The organism is Streptomyces coeruleofuscus, from assembly GCF_039532725.1.
GTDB lineage: Bacteria > Actinomycetota > Actinomycetes > Streptomycetales > Streptomycetaceae > Streptomyces > Streptomyces coeruleofuscus.
Genome location: NZ_BAAASE010000010.1, coordinates 166,960 through 186,087, shown reverse-complemented (window position 1 = coordinate 186,087; position 19,128 = coordinate 166,960). Strand labels below are relative to the sequence as shown.

14 protein-coding genes and 2 pseudogenes are annotated in these 19,128 nt (G+C 70.3%); 3 read left to right on the top strand and 13 right to left on the bottom strand.

The genetic code is table 11. From position 1 onward, the window contains the following. Positions 1 to 80: 80 nt before the first annotated feature. Positions 81 to 773, top strand: a complete 693-nt coding sequence (locus ABFX81_RS33135) for an FCD domain-containing protein (protein WP_086853047.1) — start codon at positions 81 to 83, stop codon at positions 771 to 773. An 85-nt stretch (positions 774 to 858) separates the two neighbouring features. Here ABFX81_RS33135 and ABFX81_RS33130 read toward each other — a convergent pair whose 3' ends face one another. The 4 genes from ABFX81_RS33130 to ABFX81_RS33115 form a co-directional block, all read right to left on the bottom strand. Further along, on the bottom strand, positions 859 to 3,234 hold the full coding sequence (locus tag ABFX81_RS33130) for a SpoIIE family protein phosphatase (RefSeq protein ID WP_086853073.1): 2,376 nt from the start codon (positions 3,232 to 3,234) through the stop codon (positions 859 to 861). 187 nt (positions 3,235 to 3,421) lie between these two features. After that, entirely contained in the window at positions 3,422 to 7,696 is a 4,275-nt protein-coding gene (locus ABFX81_RS33125; protein WP_086853049.1) for a HAMP domain-containing protein, read from the bottom strand. 489 nt (positions 7,697 to 8,185) lie between these two features. Continuing rightward, positions 8,186 to 9,022: an RNA polymerase sigma factor SigF gene (locus ABFX81_RS33120; RefSeq protein WP_428837243.1), complete on the bottom strand. Its 837-nt coding sequence runs from the start codon at positions 9,020 to 9,022 to the stop codon at positions 8,186 to 8,188. A 319-nt stretch (positions 9,023 to 9,341) separates the two neighbouring features. Further along, the gene (locus ABFX81_RS33115; RefSeq protein ID WP_086853054.1) at positions 9,342 to 9,788 is read right to left on the bottom strand and encodes an ATP-binding protein; all 447 of its coding nucleotides are present in this window, start codon (positions 9,786 to 9,788) and stop codon (positions 9,342 to 9,344) included. A gap of 215 nt (positions 9,789 to 10,003) precedes the next feature. Here ABFX81_RS33115 and ABFX81_RS33110 point away from each other — a divergent pair, with 215 nt between their 5' ends. Further along, positions 10,004 to 10,366 carry an STAS domain-containing protein gene (locus tag ABFX81_RS33110; protein ID WP_346139103.1) on the top strand — a complete coding sequence of 121 codons (363 nt, stop codon included), beginning with the start codon at positions 10,004 to 10,006 and terminating at the stop codon, positions 10,364 to 10,366. Positions 10,367 to 10,393: 27 nt separating this feature from the next. Here the strand turns inward: ABFX81_RS33110 and ABFX81_RS33105 are convergent, their stop codons facing one another. Then, positions 10,394 to 10,624: an ANTAR domain-containing protein gene (locus tag ABFX81_RS33105; RefSeq protein ID WP_086853058.1), complete on the bottom strand. Its 231-nt coding sequence runs from the start codon at positions 10,622 to 10,624 to the stop codon at positions 10,394 to 10,396. 294 nt (positions 10,625 to 10,918) lie between these two features. Between ABFX81_RS33105 and ABFX81_RS33100 the strand changes: the two genes are divergently transcribed. Beyond that, complete coding sequence (locus tag ABFX81_RS33100) at positions 10,919 to 11,089, top strand: DUF5670 family protein (RefSeq protein ID WP_030933194.1); 171 nt, start codon at positions 10,919 to 10,921, stop codon at positions 11,087 to 11,089. Between the two features lie 283 nt (positions 11,090 to 11,372). On the opposite strand, the gene ABFX81_RS33095 is transcribed toward ABFX81_RS33100, so the two are convergent. The 8 genes and pseudogenes from ABFX81_RS33095 to ABFX81_RS33070 form a co-directional block, all read right to left on the bottom strand. Next, positions 11,373 to 12,677 carry a CaiB/BaiF CoA transferase family protein gene (locus ABFX81_RS33095; protein ID WP_346139130.1) on the bottom strand — a complete coding sequence of 435 codons (1,305 nt, stop codon included), beginning with the start codon at positions 12,675 to 12,677 and terminating at the stop codon, positions 11,373 to 11,375. Between the two features lie 93 nt (positions 12,678 to 12,770). Next, a complete protein-coding gene (locus ABFX81_RS33090; protein ID WP_346139102.1) occupies positions 12,771 to 13,082 on the bottom strand; it encodes a hypothetical protein in 312 nt (103 codons plus the stop codon). Positions 13,083 to 13,102: 20 nt separating this feature from the next. Then, positions 13,103 to 13,300 (bottom strand): annotated as a pseudogene (locus tag ABFX81_RS42280) (enoyl-CoA hydratase-related protein); the annotation flags it as partial. A gap of 89 nt (positions 13,301 to 13,389) precedes the next feature. Beyond that, positions 13,390 to 13,602: pseudogene (locus tag ABFX81_RS42275) on the bottom strand (enoyl-CoA hydratase-related protein); the annotation flags it as partial. Positions 13,603 to 13,708: 106 nt separating this feature from the next. Continuing rightward, a complete protein-coding gene (locus ABFX81_RS33085; protein WP_086853064.1) occupies positions 13,709 to 14,854 on the bottom strand; it encodes an acyl-CoA dehydrogenase family protein in 1,146 nt (381 codons plus the stop codon). 82 nt (positions 14,855 to 14,936) lie between these two features. Further along, a complete protein-coding gene (locus ABFX81_RS33080; protein ID WP_086853066.1) occupies positions 14,937 to 16,106 on the bottom strand; it encodes an acetyl-CoA C-acyltransferase in 1,170 nt (389 codons plus the stop codon). 1 nt (position 16,107) lies between these two features. Further along, positions 16,108 to 17,871: an AMP-binding protein gene (locus tag ABFX81_RS33075; RefSeq protein WP_086853068.1), complete on the bottom strand. Its 1,764-nt coding sequence runs from the start codon at positions 17,869 to 17,871 to the stop codon at positions 16,108 to 16,110. 64 nt (positions 17,872 to 17,935) lie between these two features. Further along, positions 17,936 to 19,126, bottom strand: a complete 1,191-nt coding sequence (locus ABFX81_RS33070; RefSeq protein WP_346139101.1) for a CaiB/BaiF CoA transferase family protein — start codon at positions 19,124 to 19,126, stop codon at positions 17,936 to 17,938. Positions 19,127 to 19,128 lie beyond the last annotated feature (2 nt).

Below are 19,128 nucleotides of genomic sequence, written 5' to 3'. Positions count from 1 at the left end.
TGCGACGGCTGTTAGACTGGGCCGGTCCGATGCGGGATGTCAAGGGTGCGGAACCTCCGGAAAGGAACGGTCAGGGGGCCATGGCAGGACCGAACCTGTTCTTCAGCAAAAGTGACCTCGCCTACGCGGAACTGCGCGATCGGATCCTCTTCGGCACTCTTCCTGCCGGGTCACGGCTCGCCCAGTACGAGCTCGCCGAGTCCCTCAACATGAGCATCACGCCCCTGCGTGAGGCCATCCGCCGCCTCAGCAGCGAGGGACTCGTCACCGTCGAAACCCACCGCGATGTCCGGGTCTCCGTCATGAACTCGAACGAGGCCCGCCAGCTTTTCGAGGTCCGGCTGTCCTTGGACCCGACCGCCGCCGAACTCGCCGCCCAGCGACGGACCGACGACGACATCGCCACGATGCAGGCCGCCGTCGACAGGCTCCTCCCCGTCACCCGCCAATGGGGGGAAGAGGCACTCACGGCCCACCGCGCCTTCCATCAGGCGCTGTACCGGGCCTCGCACAACGACGTCCTCATCCGTCTGCTGGACGACCTGTGGGACAAGTCCGACCGCTACCGTCGCCTCGGCCTCGAACTCCCGCCCGGTGACGAACCCCGCACCCGGGACCTGCAGGAGCACCACCAACTCGTCTCCCTGATCGTGGACGGCCGCGCCGCCGAAGCCGCTCAGCTGATGCGAGGCCACATCACCCACAGCCTCACCGCAACCGCCATCAGCGCCCTCGAAGACCGCGAGGGCATTCGGCGACCGGCGCAGTCGTGATGCATGCCTGGCAACCCCAGGGGAGACTCAACCGGGCATTTCGAGGTGAACGGCACGCTGGGCCGGGGACACCTGTCCAAGCCCGTCACCCCACCCGGATGCCCACGATGCACGTGTCGTCGTCGGTGTCCGAGTTGCTGTAGGTCAGCAGGCGGTCGAGCTGCTGGTCGAGTGTGCTGGGCGCGGTGCGGGCGGTGGTCAGCAGGTGGATCAGGGACTCCTCCACGGACCGGTCGCGGCGTTCGATCAGGCCGTCCGTGAACATCAACAGGGTGTCCCCCTCGGCCAGTTGAATCTCGGCCTCCTCGTACACGACCTCGGGCAGCGCTCCGAGCAGCATCCCCTTGACCAGGGGCAGGGCAGCCGCCTCACTGCCCTGGACGAGCACGGGCGGCAGGTGGCCCGCCCTGGCCCAGCGCAGCGTCCGCAGGGCCGGGTCGTACAGACCGCACACCGCCGTCGCGGTGACGGCGCCCGTCAGATGGTGCGCCACGATGTTGAGCCACGACAGCAGCTGGCCCGGCCCGGCGCCGGTCACCGCCAGGCCACGCAGCGCGTTGCGCAGGACGACCATGCTGGTCGCGGCCTCGATGCCGTGGCCGGCCACGTCTCCCACACACAGCAGCACCTGCCGGGAGGGCAGCACGACGGTGTCGTACCAGTCACCGCCCACCAGTTGCTCGGTCTCCGCGGGCCGGTAGCGGACGGCCACCTGGAGGCCGGGGACCTGCAACGGTGCCTGTGCGGGCGGCATGATGGCGTGCTGCAACTGGAGGGTGAGCCGGTTGCGTTCGCTGGCCTGCTGCTCGGTGTGCGCCAGTTGGTCGCGGGTGGCGGCGAGCGCCACCTCGGTCCAGTGCTGGGCGGAGATGTCCTGGCAGGCGCCGCGGATCAGGAGCAGCCGGCCGTCGGTGTCGAGTACCGGCTCGGCGACGACGCGGATGTGGCGGGTCACCCCGTCCGGCCGCTGGAGCCGGAAGGCCGCGGCGGCCGGCCGTCGGTGGTGCAGCAGCGTGCGCAGGAAGCGGCGGATGGAGACGCCGTCGTCCGGATGCGCGTGGGCCGGCAGATTCTCCAGGGGCACCGGGGTGCTCGACTGCGGGCGCCCGTAGAGGTCGAACAGCTGTCCGTTCCAGGTGATCTCCCCGGTCAGCAGGTTCTCCTCGAAGCCGCCGATGCGGCCGAGGCGCTGAGCGTGCTGGAGCAGGCTCGCCAGTCGCGCCGTCTCGTCCTCGATGCGCCAGATGAGGAGGACGGTGGTGCCGTGCCGGCTGATACTGATGTCCGCGATCGCCGAGAGGGGGACCTGGTCGACGAGGGCGGTGAGGTTCATCCGGCGGGCCCTGAAGGGTTCACCGGTGGCGTACACGCGCTCGATGCGCTGGAACAGCTCGCTGTCCCCCGCGGCCATCGGGTATGCCTCCAGCAGCAGTGCGCCGTTCACGACCGCGCGCGGCCGTCCGGCCGGATCCAGGAAGCGGTTGTTGACGTGCTGGATGCGGAAGTCCACCAGGTGCCCGGCGTCGTCGAGGTGCGGCACCAGGACCAGCGCGGGGTCGTGCAGCCCGTCGGCCAGGTCCATCAACTCCGCGGCGTCCGGCAGGACGCGCGGTTCCTGGGCGGGACCGTGCTGCAGCGTGTACGTCTCCAGCGTGTGGCCGCACAACTCCGCCAGGGCCTCCACCTGGCGGACGATCTGCGGGGGCTGCGGCGCCAGGGGCGTCGGCCAGGCGATCTCCAGCACGCCGTGGATGCGGCCCCCGGTGCCGGCGGGCAGGGCGGCCCTGCCTCCGTGCGGATGATGGTGCAGGCCGATGCTGGGCAGTCCGGTCTCCGCGAGGGACGTGATCCACTGCCCCATGCGCTCGGTGAGGCCGCGCCGCGCCACCGTCACCACGTCCGGAGGGACGTACCGCCAGCGAGCGGCCTCGGCCGGGGAGAACCCGGCGCTGCCCGCCAGGGTGAGCGAACCGTCGGAACCCGCGGCCCAGACGGCCACGGCCACCGCGCCGAGCGGGCGCAGCGCCTGCTCCAGCAGGGCTTCGGCCACTGCCTGGGTGTCGTCCGCGGCCAGCGCGCCGCTCTCCGCCGCGCGCAGGCGTACGGCGGCCGACTCGGTCTTCGCCTCGTCCGCGGCCCTGGTGGCGGCGAGGAACGCGTCCGTTACCTCGGACATCCGGTCCCGGGCGGCCTGGTTGATGATGTCGACCGCGAGTTCGAGGGGCGTGACCTGGGCCTGCTCGGCCAGCTCGGCGAGCTGCCGGGCGGCTTGGGCCGGCCCGCACGTCAGCCGTTCGACCAGGATGCCCTTGGCGAGTTCGATCAGGGCGCGCCCCTCGGCATCCGCCTGGGCGGCCCGCACTTCACGGCTCAGCCGTTCCACCGTGGCCGCCAGTCTGCCCACCGGCGAGGCGGGCGGGACGCCCACGGGATCCGCGGGCGGTCCGTCGGCGGAGGTCACCGACGGGGAGGAGGATGCCGGGGAAGTGCCGGATTCGAGCTTCGGCTCACCGCCCTGACCCGGTTCGCCCGGATGCTCGGACTTGCTCACGGTGTGAAGGCTCCTCGGCTGAAGCGCCCTGGGGCGCGGAACGGCAGGCGCTGCGGGGCGTCCGGCCCACCGGGGTGCGGGACGGGCACCGGCGTGCTCATACGGGCAGCCAGCGCCGGACGCAGGCGATGAGATCGTGTGTGTCGACGGGCTTGGTGACGTAGTCGCTGGCGCCCGAGGCGAGGCTCTTCTCCCGGTCGCCGGGCATCGCCTTGGCCGTGACGGCGATGATGGGCAGCTCGGTGTACTGCGGCATCCTGCGGATCTCGGCCGTCGCGGTGTAGCCGTCCATCTCCGGCATCATCACGTCCATGAGCACGAGCGCGACGTCAGGGTTGTTCACCAGCGTCTCGATGCCCTGGCGCCCGTTCTCGGCGTGCAGGACCCGGAAGCCGTGGAGCTCCAGGATCCCGCTGAGCGCGAAGAGGTTGCGCGCGTCGTCGTCGACGACGAGGACGGTACGGCCCGCCGCCGGCGAGTCGTCGACGGGGTGCGGCGTCACAAGCCGCGGTTCCTCGGGCCGGACCAGGGACAGTACGTCCCCGGGCTCCTCGGCGGACAGGTGCAGGGCGATGCGCTCGCGCAGTTCGTCGAGACTCGACAGGAACTCCAGCGCCCCGCCCGCCGAGCGGGACCGCAGGGTCTCTTCCAGGAGCAGGTCGGTGCGATGGCCGCTGTGCACCAGGACGGGAACACTCGCCAGCGCCGAGTCACCCTCCAGGGCCTCCAGGAACCGGGAGGCCTCGCCTTCCCGCGTGCCCAGCTCCAGGACGACGCAGTGGCACGGTTCGGCCGCGAGGGCGCCCGCCGCCTCCTGAGCCCCGACGGCGGTGATGATGTCGACCGCGGGCCGCTGTCCACCGTCTTCACGGCCGTGCGTGAGATCCGCGATCACGCTCTCCGCGACGAGGGTCAGCAGGCCGCGCGGTCTCTCCTCGACGACGAGCAGGCGCCGGGGCCGCGGTCCGGGCCCGATCCGGGGCACCGGCACCCGGCGTGACACTCCCTCGGGAAGGGGCTCGGCCGGGACCCGCTCCGCGGTGCTGCCGTCGCCGAGCAGCTCCTCGAAGTCGGGGCGGGCCACGGGCAGGAAGAGCGTGAACGTACTGCCCTGGCCGGGCGTGCTGTCCACCGTGACGGCACCCCCGAGCAGATGGGCGATCTCCCGGGTGATGGACAGGCCGAGACCGGTGCCGCCGTACTTGCGGCTCGTCGTGCCGTCCGCCTGCTGAAAGGCGCCGAAGATCGTCTCCAGCTGCTGCTCCGGGATGCCGATGCCGGTGTCCTTCACGCGGAAGGCCACCACGGCACCGCCCCGGACCACTCCCTCGGGCACCTCCTCGTCCACCGCCGGTTCGATGCTCAGCTGCACGCCGCCCCGCTCGGTGAACTTCACGGCGTTCGAAAGGAGGTTGCGCAGCACTTGGCGCAGCCGCGAGTCGTCCGTGAGCAGGTCGGCGGGCGCGCCAGGGGCGGTCGTCACCTTGAAGTCCAGGCTTTTCTGCGTCGTCATGGGCCGGAAGGTGGCCTCGACGTACTCGATGAGCTGGCGCAGCGCCACCCGCTCGGGCGTGACGTCCATCTTCCCGGCCTCTACCTTCGACAGGTCGAGGATGTCGCTGATCAGCTGGAGCAGGTCCGAGCCGGCGGAGTGGATGATCTGCGCGTACTCGACCTGCTTCGGAGTGAGGTTGCGGGACGGGTTCTGGGCCAGCAACTGGGCGAGGATGAGCAGGCTGTTGAGCGGGGTGCGCAGCTCGTGGCTCATGTTCGCCAGGAACTCCGACTTGTACTTCGACGCCAGCGACAGCTGCTGGGCACGTGTCTCCAGTTCCTGCCGGGCCTGTTCGATCTGCAGGTTCTTCGCCTCGATGTCCCGGTTCTGTGCCGCCAGCAGCGAGGCCTTCTCCTCCAGGTCGGCGTTGGAACGCTGGAGTTCCTCCTGCTGTACCTGCAACTCCGCCGACCGGTCCTGGAGTTCGGCAGTCAGGCGCTGCGACTCGGCCAGGAGCTCGTCGGTACGGGCGTTGGCCACGATGGTGTTGACGTTGACGCCGATGGTCTCCATCAGCTGGGCCAGGAAGTCGTGCTGAATCTGGGTGAAGGAGGTGACCGACGCCAGCTCGATGACGCCGAGGACCTGGTCCTCGACCACGATGGGCAGCAGCACGAGCGCGGTCGGCACCACGTGGCCGAGCCCCGAGGAGATGGTCACGTAGTCCGGCGGCAGGTCGTCCACCGTGATGGTGCGCCGGCTGCGGGCGGCCTGACCGACCAGGGTGCGGCCGAAGGCGATGCGCGTGGGCCGGGTGTCGTCCTCCGGGTAGCCGTAGGAACCGACGAGCCGCAGCCGGGGGCCGTCGTCGCCGTCCTCGGCCAGGTAGAAGGCCCCGTACTGGGCAGCCACCAGGGGGACCAGCTCGTCCATGATCAGTTCGGCGACCACGGGCAGGTCGCGGTGGCCCTGCATCAGGCCCGAGATCCGGGCGAGGTTCGTCTTGAGCCAGTCCTGCTCCTGATTGGCCCGGGTGGTCTCGCGCAGGGACTCCACCATCGAGTTGATGTTGTCCTTGAGCTCGGCGACCTCGCCGGAGGCCTCCACGGTGATCGAACGCGTCAGATCGCCCTCGGCGACGGCGCTCGCGACCTCCGCGATGGCGCGCACCTGCCGGGTCAGGTTGCCCGCCAGCTCGTTGACGTTCTCCGTCAGGCGCTTCCAGGTGCCGGAGACGCCTTCCACTTCGGCCTGTCCGCCGAGCCGTCCCTCGGTGCCGACCTCGCGGGCGACGCGGGTGACCTCGTCGGCGAACGCGGAGAGCTGGTCGACCATCGTGTTGATCGTCGTCTTGAGTTCGAGGATCTCGCCGCGGGCGTCCACGTCGATCTTCTTCGACAGGTCACCCCTGGCCACCGCGGTCGTCACGAGCGCGATGTTGCGCACCTGGCCGGTGAGGTTGTTGGCCATCGAGTTGACGTTGTCGGTGAGGTCCTTCCAGGTGCCCGCGACGTTCGGCACGTGCGCCTGCCCGCCGAGGCGTCCCTCGGTGCCGACCTCGCGGGCCACGCGGGTGACCTCGTCGGCGAAGGCCGACAGCGTGTCGACCATCGTGTTGATGACGTCCGCCAGCGCCGCGACCTCGCCCTTGACCTCGACCGTGATCCGCTGCGACAGGTCGCCGCGCGCCACGGCGGTGGCGACCTGGGCGATGGAGCGGACCTGGCCGGTCAGGTTGGAGGCCATGACGTTGACGTTGTCGGTGAGGTCCTTCCAGGTGCCCGACACGCCCCGCACCTGCGCCTGCCCGCCGAGGCGTCCCTCGGTGCCGACCTCGCGGGCCACGCGCGTGACCTCGTCGGCGAACGCGGAGAGCTGATCGACCATCGTGTTGATCGTGCTCTTCAGCTCGAGGATCTCACCACGCGCGTCGACGGTGATCTTCTGTGAGAGGTCACCCTGGGCCACCGCGGTCGCCACCAGCGCGATGTTGCGGACCTGGCCGGTGAGGTTGCCCGCCATGAAGTTCACGGAGTCGGTGAGGTCGCGCCAAGTGCCCTTGACGCCCTGGACGTCCGCCTGTCCGCCGAGGCGACCCTCGGTGCCGACCTCGCGGGCGACACGGGTGACCTCGTCGGCGAACGCCGAGAGCTGGTCGACCATCGTGTTGATCGTGCTCTTCAGCTCGAGGATCTCACCACGCGCGTCCACGGTGATCTTCTGGGAGAGGTCACCCTGGGCCACCGCCGTGGTCACCTGGGCGATGGAACGGACCTGGCCGGTGAGGTTGCCCGCCATGTGGTTGACGGAGTCCGTCAGGTCGCGCCAGACACCGGCCACACCCGGCACCTGGGCCTGTCCGCCGAGCCGCCCCTCGCTTCCGACCTCCCGGGCCACGCGCGTGACCTCGTCGGCGAACGCGGAGAGCTGGTCGACCATCGTGTTGACGGTCTCCTTCAGCTGCAGGATCTCGCCGCGGGCGGGCACGTCGATCTTCTGGGAGAGGTCGCCCTTGGCCACCGCCGTGGCCACCTGTGCGATGTCGCGGACCTGGGTGGTCAGGTTGCCCGCCATGGCGTTGACCGAGTCCGTCAGGTCGGCCCAGGTGCCCGAGACGCCAGGCACCTCCGCCTGTCCGCCGAGCGTCCCCTCGGTGCCGACCTCGCGGGCCACGCGGGTGACTTCGGAGGTGAACACGGACAGTTGGTCCACCATGCCGTTGAAGACCTTGGCGATGTCGCCCATGAGGCCGTCGGCGTCGACCGGCAGGCGGGTCCCGAAGTCCCCGTCACGGACGGCCGTCAGGCCCGCCAGGAGCCGCCGCAGCTCCTGATCACCCGGGGAGACCTCGTCGACCCCGGCGCTGTTGCTGGTCATGCGCAACCTCGTTCCGCTCCCCAGGAGTCCTCGTCACCGAGAACTCCGAACCCCCCGAACCGATCGGCGGCCCGGCCGTCGTGCGTGCAGTTCCGCAGTTCACGGACGTACGCAAGGTGAAAAATACGCCGCAGGTTAACCCACGTTCCAGGCACGGAACAAAGCGTCGGACCCAGCCGGGAACCGTGGGAATACGGACAGCCCGGAACGCGCATGCCCGTGCGGAACGGGGGTACTGGAAACCGTTTCGCAGCCGGGGATGCGCCTCCCCGCAGTGGTGCGGTGGCGGGCGCTCACCGACGTGATGAAGCCGCCGATCTCGCACCGGTGCCTCCGGCCGGTGGCGCAAGCACGCGCGCCTGCACCGTGCCCGTCGGCGCAGAGCGGCCCCGGCCGACGCGCGAAAACGGCGAACGCGCCTCGATTCCCGGTAGCGTCCGCGCCGCCCGCCCGTCTTTCTTCTAGGCGTCAGGCGTCAGGCGTCAGGCGTCAGCGGGTGGTGAGCATGCCTTCACGCAGTCGGGCAAGGGTGCGGGACAGGAGCCGGGAGACGTGCATCTGGGAGACGCCCAGGCGTTCGCCGATCTGGGCCTGGGTGAGTTCCTCGACGAACCGCATGTGGATGATCTGCCGGTCGCGCTCGTCGAGTTCCGCGATCAGCGGGGCGAGGGCGTGGAAGTCCTCCACCAGCTCCAGGTCCGTGTCCAGGGTGCCGATGAAGTCTTGCAACGCGGCTTCGCCGTCCGCGCTGCCGCTGATCGTGGCGTCCAGGGAGGCGGAGTTGTAGCCGTTGGCGGCCAGGCGGGCCTCGCGGACCTCGTCCTCGGGCAGGCTCATCAGCTCCGACAGCTCCTTGACCGTCGGGGTGCGGCCCAGTCGGCTGCGCAGTTCCTCGGTGGCGCGGGCCAGCTGGACGCGGGCTTCCTGCAGCCGTCGCGGGACGTGCACGGCCCAGGTGGTGTCGCGGAAGAACCGCTTGATCTCGCCGACGATGTAGGGGATGGCGAAGGAGGTGAACTCCGCCTCCCGGGACAGCTCGAAGCGGTCGATCGCCTTGATCAGCCCGATCATGCCGACCTGGACGATGTCCTCCATCTCCTCCGGCCCGCGGCTGCGGAACCGGCCGGCCGCGAAGCGGACCAGGGACATGTTCATCTCGATCAGCGTGTTCCGCGCGTACTGGTACTCCTGGGTGCCTTCCTCCAGCACGGCCAGCTGCTGGAAGAACAGCTTCGAAAGTTCGCGGGCGTCCTTGGGCGTCACCCGGGACGGGTCAGCAACTTCCGGCAGCTCGACCGTCCGCGCCTGTGCTGCCGCCATGCTCATGGGCACCATGCCGTTCCCCTCTCCCAGTCCGATCCCACCGCCGCGGCCGGCCGAAGCGGCCGACGACGCAGCGTCTACCCCCTCATCCGTCTCGACAAGCCGTTCGAGCAGGAATCGACAGGGCCGGATTTGGTCATCGTAGGGGCAAGCTGCGGATTTGCGGAGCCCGACTGCGAGCTGCTCATCCACGAGTTGCCGAGATCCGAGATCGTCGAGGATTCCCTGCCGATCGCCGTCGGCATCGACGTCGCCCGCGACACTGCACGCCGGCACCGCGCCCGTCTCGCCTGCCGTCGTCGTCCCCCAGCCCGCGCCGCTGCTACTGAGGGCGGCGTCCGGTGATGTCACCGCCCGGGTCGTCGGGCAGGGCGATGCGGGCGGTGATGCGTTTGCCGACCGGCTCCCGCTGGACCTCGAAACCCTGGGCGACGGCCATGACGATCTCCAGGCCGTGCTGCCCGACCCTGCCCGCATCGGCGGCCCGCGCCACCGGCAGGACCGGATCGCTGTCCCACACGACCACTTCCACCACAGCGCCGGAAACGCGCAGTTCCATCAGCACCGGCCCGGGCGCGTACTTGCGGGCGTTGGTGACCAGCTCGCTGACCACCAGCTGAGTCAGGTCCATCGCACGTGCGGACACTGGCAGGCCGTGCTCAGCCTGGACGCGGGCAAGGAAGTTCACCGCCCGGTGACGTGCCTCGGCGATACAGGATCCGTCACCGTCCAGGGCAACCGTGTCACGCATCGGATGGGCACCAGGCATCACGCTGCCCTCACCATCGGGGACTGATTCCGCCGGCTCCACCCTTTCCCCCGTTCATCCGCGTGCGCTTACCCCGGATTCTGCCTCGCATGCCCCTTGAGCTCTGTTACACAGAGGACCGAACGGGCGTTGTTCACCGTAATATCAGGGCAGGCTGCCAACGCACATCGTGTCGGGGCCTCAAGCCCCCATCAGCGAGCGCAGGCGAGGAAACGGTGGCAGACGCCCACGGAGCACCCCGGCCCGGCCTGTCAGTCGACCACACCGCCGCCGACGACATCCGGGTGGTCACTCTGCACGGCGAGATCGACCACGCCGTCGCGAACGAGCTCACCGAGGCCCTGCTGTCCTACGGCAGCGTGACGCGGCCGCGGACCGTGGTGGACCTCAGCGGGGTGACCTTCATGGACTCCAGCGGAATCAACGTCCTCATCGCCGCCCAACAGAGCATGAGTGACGCCCAGGGATGGCTACGCATTGCCGGCGCCCAGGCATCGGTGCTGCGGGTCCTTGAGCTCGTCGGCCTGGACCAGGTCATCGACTGCCATTCCACCGTCGAACAGGCCTTGACCCCCTGACTCACGCCGTGTCCGGCCCACGACGCCCTACCTGCTGGCGTGGACGCCGCTGCACGGCCGCGTCCAGCTCCCGTTGGTGTGCTGGGACACCTCACGCAGCACCCCGAACCCGGCCACCGGTACCAGCTGGTGGATCGCGGTGAGCACCCCGATGGCCTGGTCCACCGTCGCATGGGAGTCGACCGCATGCCGCAGCTGTGCGTTCTCCCGTTGCAAGGCTTCCCTGTACGCCTGCCCCTTACCGCGACAGCAAGACACCCTTGCTACGGCGTGAAGATCACGCCCGGAGGACTGCTGCGCCGCACGAAGAACTCGCCCCTGAGGGGGCGATCGTGGGCCGGCGGAAGGCGTCGGTCGTTCCACGTACTGCCGGTACCGGCGGCCTCGCTGCCTGGAACTCGACTGAACCGACAGCAGCCCCACGGGCCCGGCGGTGAGGTGAACACGTGAAGAAACTGGGTTCAATGCCCGCAACGGCAGTGGAGAAACCAGGGAAATCGACCGTGTGTTCTTGCATTCGCCGGGCACGAGGAGCGACGGAGGTTGATAACTATGGTTCCCCTGCTTCTCGTTCTTCTGCTGGCTCTGATCCTCTTCGGCGCGGGTTTCGCGCTGAAGGCACTGTGGTGGATCGCCGTCATCGTGCTGGTCGTCTGGCTGCTGGGCTTCGTCATGCGCTCCGCGGACACGGGCGGCCGCAAGGGCCGCTGGTATCGCTGGTAACCCGCCAAGCAGCAGCATGCCTGTGGGCTCCGGATGCATCCGGAGCCCACAGGCATGTCTCGGATCGGTAACTGTGCGCAGGATCTGCACCACCGGGGAGAGCTCCGCGAGCTGCTCCAGGATCTGCCGGTAGGTCTCCTCCGGCAGCCTGTGATTGCCCATCTGAACCAGCGGTTGCTTCGGATTTCCGCCGAGCGATCGTCGTGCGAACGCCCGCCGTCCGTGCATGTCGTACGCCGTCAGCATCGTCCACGGTCTTCGTACGCGCTGTGGCGGCCGAGGGTCATGCCGATGCCGCCGTCGAGTCATGGATCCGGCACCTCAGCGAGGGGTCGGGGCCCACCGCACCTTGTGCGCGCAGCACGGCGATGTCGCCCTCGGTGACGCCGAGTTCGGTGAGCAAGGCATCGGTGTGCTGACCGAGCGCGGGGATCCCACCCATCGGTGGCTCGTAGCCGGTGATGACCGGAGGCGGAAGCAAAGCGGGCACCTGACCGTGAGGTGTGTCGATCCGGCGCCACCGGTCGCGGGCCATCAGATGCGGATGGGCTATGACCTCGCTCGGTGTGTTGAACCGGGCATTCCCGATCCCGGCGGCATCCGCGTCGCTCTGCACCTGCGTCAGGTCATGGCGCGCGCACCAGTCGGCGATCTCCGCGTCCAGGAACTCACGGTGCTCCGCCCGTCCGGAGGTGGTACGAAAGCGTTCGTCGTCGGCCAGGTCGGGCCGGCCTAGAAGGTCACGCGCGAATCGCTGCCATTCGCGGTCGTTCGTCGTGCCCAGGACGACGGTCTGGCCATCCGCTGTGCGGTAGGCACCGTACGGCGCGACCGCGGGCGAGCCCATGCCGACCGGCTGCTGGTCCACACCCGTGTGCAGCGTGTAGGTGAGCTGATACCCCATCAACTCCGTCATCGTGTCGAACAGGCTCACCGCGACCGCGGAGAGGTCTCGGCCATGGCCACGCTCCTTGCCGCAGAGCAGCGCCAGCACCGACAACGCGGCATACAGGCCGGAGCACACGTCGGCCATCGGCGGACCGGGCTTGGCCGGCGCACCGGGGATGCCCGTCGTCGCGCATGCGCCCGACTCCGCCTGGGCCAGCAGATCGTAAGCACGCTTGTGGGACAGCGGGCCTCCCGGCCCGTAGCCGTCGATCTCCACGGCGATGAGTTCGGGGTGGCTGACGGCCAGGTCGGCGGGTGCGATACCGAGCCTCGCCGTGGCACCGGGAGCAAGATTGGAGACCATCACATCGGCGCGGTCGAGCAACCGGTGGAGTACCGCCATCCCGGACGGATCCTTCAGGTTCAGCGTGACCGACTCCTTGCCCCGGTTGACCCATACGAAGTGCGCCGCCATGCCGCCCACCACGTCGTCGTAGTGCCGGGCGAAGTCACCGCCTTCCGGGTTCTCCACCTTGATCACCCGAGCCCCGAAGTCACCGAGGGTGCGGGTGCAGATGGGAGCCGCCACCGCCTGTTCCAGGGACACCACCGTGATGCCCGCCAGTGGCCCGGCCGGCTTGGCCGCGTCACTAGCGGTTCGTCCCGGGCCGGAGCGTTCTGCCCGCTCGGTGTCTGCCACGTTCACCCGATCACCCTTCGGGTTCCGGGGAGGAAAGCCGGCCCTCGCCATAGGTTTCTCCTCGACCTTGTCGTATCTGCTGTGCCGGGCGTGTCAGTTCTGGGGCCCGCGCCGCCCGCCGCATGCCCGCTCCGTCGTGGTTGGTCCGGTGAACCGCGGAGCGCGTCCGGCCGAGAACGCGCGGCTGCCCTCGGCGAAGTCCGCGCCGGCCGGCAGTTGCGGCTGTGCCCGTACCTCCTCGGCGAGTACGGTGCCGAGTTCCGCGGGCCGGGACGCCAGGATCCGCTTGGTCGCCGCGATGGAGAACGGAGCGCCTTCGGCGAGCCGCCGCGCCCAGCCGTACCGCTTCCTGCCATGCGGATCCGGGCTCGCAGAGGACGTCGGCCAGACCGATCGCGGCCGCACTCCCCCGAGTCCAGCACGTCGCCGAACAGCAGCAGGCGCTTCGTCGTGCCCGGCCCGACCCGCGTCGGCAGCGACCAGAGCGGTCCGGCGTCCGCGATCATCCCGATCCTGCCGAAGGCGCAGCCGAACCGGGCGTCACGGGTGGCCGCCAGGTGGTCGCAAGCCGCCGCGAGCGACATGCCGAGCCCGAACGCGACACCCTCGACCGCCACGAGCACGGGCTCGGGCCCCGGACGACCGCCCGTACGATGCCGGCGACCACCTCCGTCCGCGCGGCCGACTCCTCCGGGACCGGTGGCATGGAGCGGATGCCGCCGCCCGCGCAGAAGCTGCCTCCCGCGCCGGTCGGCACCACTGCCCGGCACCGCTCGTCGCGCGACGCGTCCCGCAGTGCGGTGAGAGGTTCCTGGCGGCCGGTCGGGTCGAGGGCGTTGTGGCGACCGGGCTGATGGATCGTCAGTGCCCGTACCGGCCCGTCGTCCTCCACGAGCACGGCCGCGCCTGGCGTCCGGTCGCTCATGGCGGCCCCTTTGCTGGCCCACGACCGCACTGCAACGGCCGGTCGCCTTCCCCGTGCGGCCCGGTGCCCTCGCGCGCCTCGCTCATCGGGCCGCCCGGGCCGCCCGTCACGCGTGCTCCCGCAGCAACTGCCTGCCCACGATGAGCTTCTGGATCTCGCTCGTCCCCTCGTAGATGCGGAACAGTCGCACGTCCCGGTAGAAGCGCTCGACGGGAACGTGGCGCATGTATCCCGTGCCCCCGTGTATCTGGACGGCACGGTCGGCCACCCGGCCCACCATCTCGCTGCAGAACAGTTTCGTGGAGGACGGCGCCAGCCTGCGGTCCTCGCCCGAGTCGTACGCGCGGGCCGCCTCCAGCACCATGGCGCGGGCCGCGTACATCTCGGCGTGCGACTCGGCGAGCATGGCCTGGACGAGCTGGAAGTCGCCGATGGGCCGTCCGCCCTGCCGGGTGACCGAGGCGTGCGCGACGCTTTCGTCCAGGATGCGCCCGGCCAGCCCCACACACATCGCCGCGACGCTCAGGCGTCCCCTCGCCAGCGACCGCATGGCGGTGCGGAACCCCTCTTCCTCGCGTTCTCCGACGAGGGCACTCGCCGGAAGGCGTACGTCGTCGAAGAAGACCTCCGCGCTCAAGGCCCCGGACTGGCCCATCTTGTGGTCCCTCGGTCCCACGGTGACGCCGGGGATGTCCGCATCGACGGCGAAGACGGAGATCCCCTCGGCGCCCGTGCTCTGCGGCCCGGTGCGGGCGAACACCATGAAGACACCGGCGAGCGGAGCATTGGTGATGAACCGCTTGCTGCCGTTCAGGACGTAGCCGTCTTCGTCGCGTACGGCACGGGTCCTGATACCGCTGGGGTCCGAGCCCGCCTCCGCCTCCGTGAGCGTGAACGCCGCGATCAGCTCCCCGGCGGCCATCCGCGGCAGATAGCGCCGCTTCTGCTCCTCGGTGCCGGTACTCGCCAGGAGCTGGCCGGCGACCCCGTTGTTGATGCTGAACATCGAACGGAACGCGGGCGTGGTGTAGCCGATCTCCAGGGAGAGGCGTACGTCCTCCGTCATGGAGAAGCCCAGCCCGCCGTACTCCTGGGGCAGCGCGTAGCCGAACAGGCCCATGGCCGCGGCCTTCTCACGGAGGTCCGCCGGGATCTCGTCCTTCTCCTCGATCTCGTTCTCGCGCGGGACCACCTTCTCGCGCACGAAGGCCCGCACGGCCGCCAGAACGGCGTCGAACTCGTCTGGTTCCATTGGCTTTTCGCACTCCTCGATTGTGGGCGCCTTGTCGAGCGGGCCCCAGGGCTCGGGCTGCTTGGCCGCTCCGGGCTCCGGCTCAGTGGAGAAGGAGTTCCAGGACGGTGGCGTTCGCCATGCCGCCGCCCTCGCACATCGACTGCAGGCCGTAGCGGACGCCGGCGGCTCGCATGTGGTGGAGCAGGGTCGTGGTCAGCCGGGCGCCGGAGGCTCCCAGGGGATGGCCGAGGGCGATGGCGCCGCCGTCGGGATTGAGCCGGTCCGGATCGGCGCCGGTCTCGGCCAGCCAGGCGCAGGTCACGCTGGCGAACGCCTCGTTGATCTCGAAGGCTCCGATGTCCTCGATGCCCAGACCGGCGCGCCTGAGGACCTTCTCGGTGGCCGGGATGGGGCCGGTCAGCATCGTCACGGGGTCGACTCCGACAACGGCGAAGGAGTGGAAGCGGGCGATCGGGCGCAGACCGAGTTCACGCGCCTTCTCGCCGCTCATGACCAGCAGCGCCGAGGCACCGTCCGATATCTGCGAGGAGTTGCCGGCCGTGACCACGCCGTCCTCGGTGAACGCGGGCTTCAGACCCGCCATCGTGGCGGCCGTGCCGCCCCGCCGTACTCCCTCGTCCGTGTCGACGGTGCGTACGGAGCCGTTCTCGTCCGTCACGTCCACCGGCACGATCTGGGACTTGAACCGCCCCTCGTCGATCGCGGCCGCCGCGTTGGCGTGGGACCGCAGACTGTACGCGTCGAGTTGCTCCCGGCTCAGCCGCCAGCGCCGCGCGAGTTCCTCCGCGCCCAGCCCCTGGTTGAACCGTGAGACGCCGTACCGTGCCCGTACGGCCGGGCCGAAGGGTTCGCCGGGGCCCCGCTCGCGGCCGGAGCCCAGCGGAACGCGGCTCATCGACTCCACGCCGCCCGCCACCACGATGTCGTACTGGCCGCTCATCACTCCCGCGGCCGCGAACTGCGCCGCCTGCTGGGAGGACCCGCACTGCCGGTCGATGGTGACGCCCGGCACCTCCTCCGGCCATCCGGCGGCCAGGACGGCGAAACGGCCGACGCAGCCGGCCTGCTCACCGGTCTGCGAGACGCAGCCCCAGATCACGTCCTCGACCATCGCCGGGTCCAGGTCGTTGCGTTCGGCCAGGGCCCGCAGCACCACGGCGGACAGGTCTACCGGGTGCACATCGCTGAGCGAGCCGTTCCGCTTGCCCATGGGGGTACGGACGGCGTCCACGATGACCGCGTCACGCATGTCAGACCTGCCTTTCCGCCGTGTCCGGCGCGCCGGTTTCCTGTGTGTCCGAGGGGGGTTCGCCCGGGCCCCGAGTCGTCCGGGCCAGGCGGCGGAGCTCGGTTTTCAGCACCTTTCCGGCCGCGGACAGGGGAAGTTCGTCGACGAAACGGACCTCTCTGATCCGCTTGTACGGCGTCACGCGCTCCGCGACGTACTCCATCAGCTCCTCGGCCATCGCGCCCGGCTCAGCGGCGGGGACCACGAAGGCGACGGGGACCTCGCCGACGGCAGGCACCGCCTTCCCCACGACCGACGCCTGGAGCACTGCCGGGTGTCCGCCGAGGATGTCCTCCAGCTCGCGCGGGTACACGTTGTAGCCCTTGTAGATGAGCATGTCCTTTGATCTGCCGGAGACGTACAGGAAGCCGTCGGCGTCGAGGTGGCCGGTGTCGCCGGTGCACAGCCAGCCGTCGACGAACTGCGCGGCGGTCTCCTCCGGGCGGCCGAGGTAGCCCGAGGCCACCTGAGGGCCCCGCATCCAGATCTCGCCGCGCTCGCCCCGCGGCACCTTCCGTCCGGGATCCAACGGGTCCCGGATCTCCAGCTCGGTGTCGAACAGGGGAACCCCCTGGCTGCCCGGCTTGCGCAGCCCGGCCTTCGCGATCGGGCCGCTGGACACGGTTGCTGTCGCCTCCGTCAGGCCGTAACCCTCGATGACGGCGGCGTTGGGGAAGACCTCTGTCAGCTGCTCCAACGAGTGCGTGTCTATGGGGGCGCCACCCGACACCACGGCCTTGACCGAGCTGAGGTCCCGCGTGCGGATGCCCGGTGCCGCCAGCAGGGCGTGATAGAGCGCCGGGGCGCCCGGGATGTACGCGACCCGGTGCCGTTCCACCTGCTCCAGGTACGACTCCGCATGGAAGCGGCCGCTCAGGATGGTGGTGGCGCCGCACAGGAGGAAGAAGTTGAGGCTGATCAGGCCAAGGGCGTGGAACAACGGCGAGATGCACAGCGTGGCGTAGGTACCCGGTGCCAGGGCGTAGTCGCCGGAGGTCTCCAAGGGGTTCAGCACCACACCGCCTTCGCTGTCGAGCCCGGGGAGCGCCCCGGAGCGCCAGCAGGCGACCTGGATGGTGTTGGCGACGATGTTGCGGTGCAGTATGCGCACTCCCTTGGGTGCGCCGGTGGTTCCGCCGGTGTACCCGTACTGGGCGACGGAGTCGGTGGGGATCAGCACCTCTGGCGGGTGGGTGCTCTGGCCCGCGACGAGGTCCGCCAGGGCGGTGCCCGCTTTCCCGAACAGCTTTGCGCAGTCGTCCGGCCTGTCGGCCGGGGCCGATGCGCTGGGCGGCACGATGACGACCAGCCGGACCGGCAGCCCGTCGATCGCCTCGGCCAGCACCGGTGCCGGCTCCGGATGGGTCACCACGGCCGCCGCGGAGCAGTCGGCGAGCTGAGCGCGCAGGGCCCCGGCCGGCTGGGCGGGGTTGGCCGGGCAGACTGTCGCTCCGGCGAGTGTGATGCCGTAGTAGGCGACGGCGAACCACAGGGTGTTCGGCAGGTGCAGGGCGACCACGTCACCCTGCCGTATGCCGCGCGCCCTGAGGCCGCGTGCGAACGCGGCAGCCTGTTCGTACAGGCCGGTGAAGGTGAGAACCTGGTCGCCGTCGCGTACGGCCGCCCGGTCGCGGTAGCGGCGGGCCGAGCCGGCGAGCACCGCGCCGAGGGGGACATCGGGGTAGTCGAGGCGGCGAGGCAGTCCCGCGGGCCAGTAGTCGGTCATGTGCCACTCCCTTCACGCGTCGGCCTGCGGCCGGCCATGCAGGGCTTTTGCGCGGTACGCCGGTTCATCGCACGACCTCCGCGTCGAAAAGCTTCTTGATCTGCTCGGGGCTCCGGCCCGTCTCGGCGAGGACCTGCGCTGTGTGCTCGCCCGGAAGGGGGGCCGGCCGGGTGTGGCGGCGAGGGGTGGAGGAGCCGAACCGGGGGGCCGGGGCGGGCTGGAGGACTCCCGTGCCGTCGGTGAGGAAGGTGCCGCGTGCGGCGTTGTGAGGATGGCGCGGTGCCTCCGCCAGCGACAGCACGGGGGTGACACACGCGTCGGCGTCGGCGAACACGGCGGCCCAGTCGTCGCGGGTCCGGGCGGCGAAGACCTCCGCCAAGCGCCGCCGCATGACCGGCCAGCGGGAACGGTCCCACTGTTGGGCGAAGTCGGCATCCGCGACCAGCTCGAGCCGTTCCAGGAGGGTGGCGAAGAAGGGCGCCTCGATCGCGCCGACCGCGACGTACTCGTCGTCGCGGCAGCGGTAGACGCCGTAGAACGGCGCGGTGCCGTCCAGGTAGTTGACGCCCCGGCCGTCGGTCCACCGCCCCTGGTGCAGACGGCCGTAGATCATGGCCAGCAGCTGAGCCGACCCGTCCACCATGGCGGCGTCCACGACCTGGCCCTTCCCGGTGGCGCGTGCCTGCACGACCGCGCACAGCACACCGAAGGCGAGTAATGCGCCACCGCCGCCGAAGTCGCCGAGCAGGTTGAGCGGCAGGACCGGCGGACCGTCGGCCTCTCCGATGGCCCCCAGGGCCCCCGACAGGGCGATGTAGTTGATGTCGTGCCCGGCCCGCGGCGCGAGCGGCCCGTCCTGCCCGAATCCCGTCATCCGTCCGTAGACCAGGCGCGGGTTGCGGTCCAGGCACGGGCCGGGGCCCACGCCGAGCCGTTCGGCCACCCCCGGCCGGAAGCCCTCCAGAAGGACATCGGCATCCGCCACCAGGTCGAGGACAGCGCCGACGCCCTCCGGGTGCTTGAGGTCGATGGCGGCCGAGCGCCGGCCCCGGTGCAGGACGGGATCGGGCCTGCCGGCCACGTCCGACGGGCGCTCGACACGGATCACGTCCGCACCGGCGTCGGCGAGGAGCATGGCACAGAACGGCCCCGGCCCGATGCCTCCCAGCTCGATGACCCGCACTCCGGTGAGCGGCCCCGGGGCCTCATCGGGTACGGCGCCGTTGGCACGTTTCTGGTCTTGTTCTCCGTTCACCG

Coding starts and splice junctions, on each gene's coding strand:
- ABFX81_RS33120 (WP_428837243.1), bottom strand. CDS start 9,022: ATGAGCATGGCGGCAGCACAGGCGCGGACGGTCGAGCTGCCGGAAGTT.
- ABFX81_RS33125 (WP_086853049.1), bottom strand. CDS start 7,696: ATGACCAGCAACAGCGCCGGGGTCGACGAGGTCTCCCCGGGTGATCAG.
- ABFX81_RS33100 (WP_030933194.1), top strand. CDS start 10,919: ATGGTTCCCCTGCTTCTCGTTCTTCTGCTGGCTCTGATCCTCTTCGGC.
- ABFX81_RS33080 (WP_086853066.1), bottom strand. CDS start 16,106: ATGCGTGACGCGGTCATCGTGGACGCCGTCCGTACCCCCATGGGCAAG.
- ABFX81_RS33085 (WP_086853064.1), bottom strand. CDS start 14,854: ATGGAACCAGACGAGTTCGACGCCGTTCTGGCGGCCGTGCGGGCCTTC.
- ABFX81_RS33115 (WP_086853054.1), bottom strand. CDS start 9,788: ATGCCTGGTGCCCATCCGATGCGTGACACGGTTGCCCTGGACGGTGAC.
- ABFX81_RS33135 (WP_086853047.1), top strand. CDS start 81: ATGGCAGGACCGAACCTGTTCTTCAGCAAAAGTGACCTCGCCTACGCG.
- ABFX81_RS33075 (WP_086853068.1), bottom strand. CDS start 17,871: ATGACCGACTACTGGCCCGCGGGACTGCCTCGCCGCCTCGACTACCCC.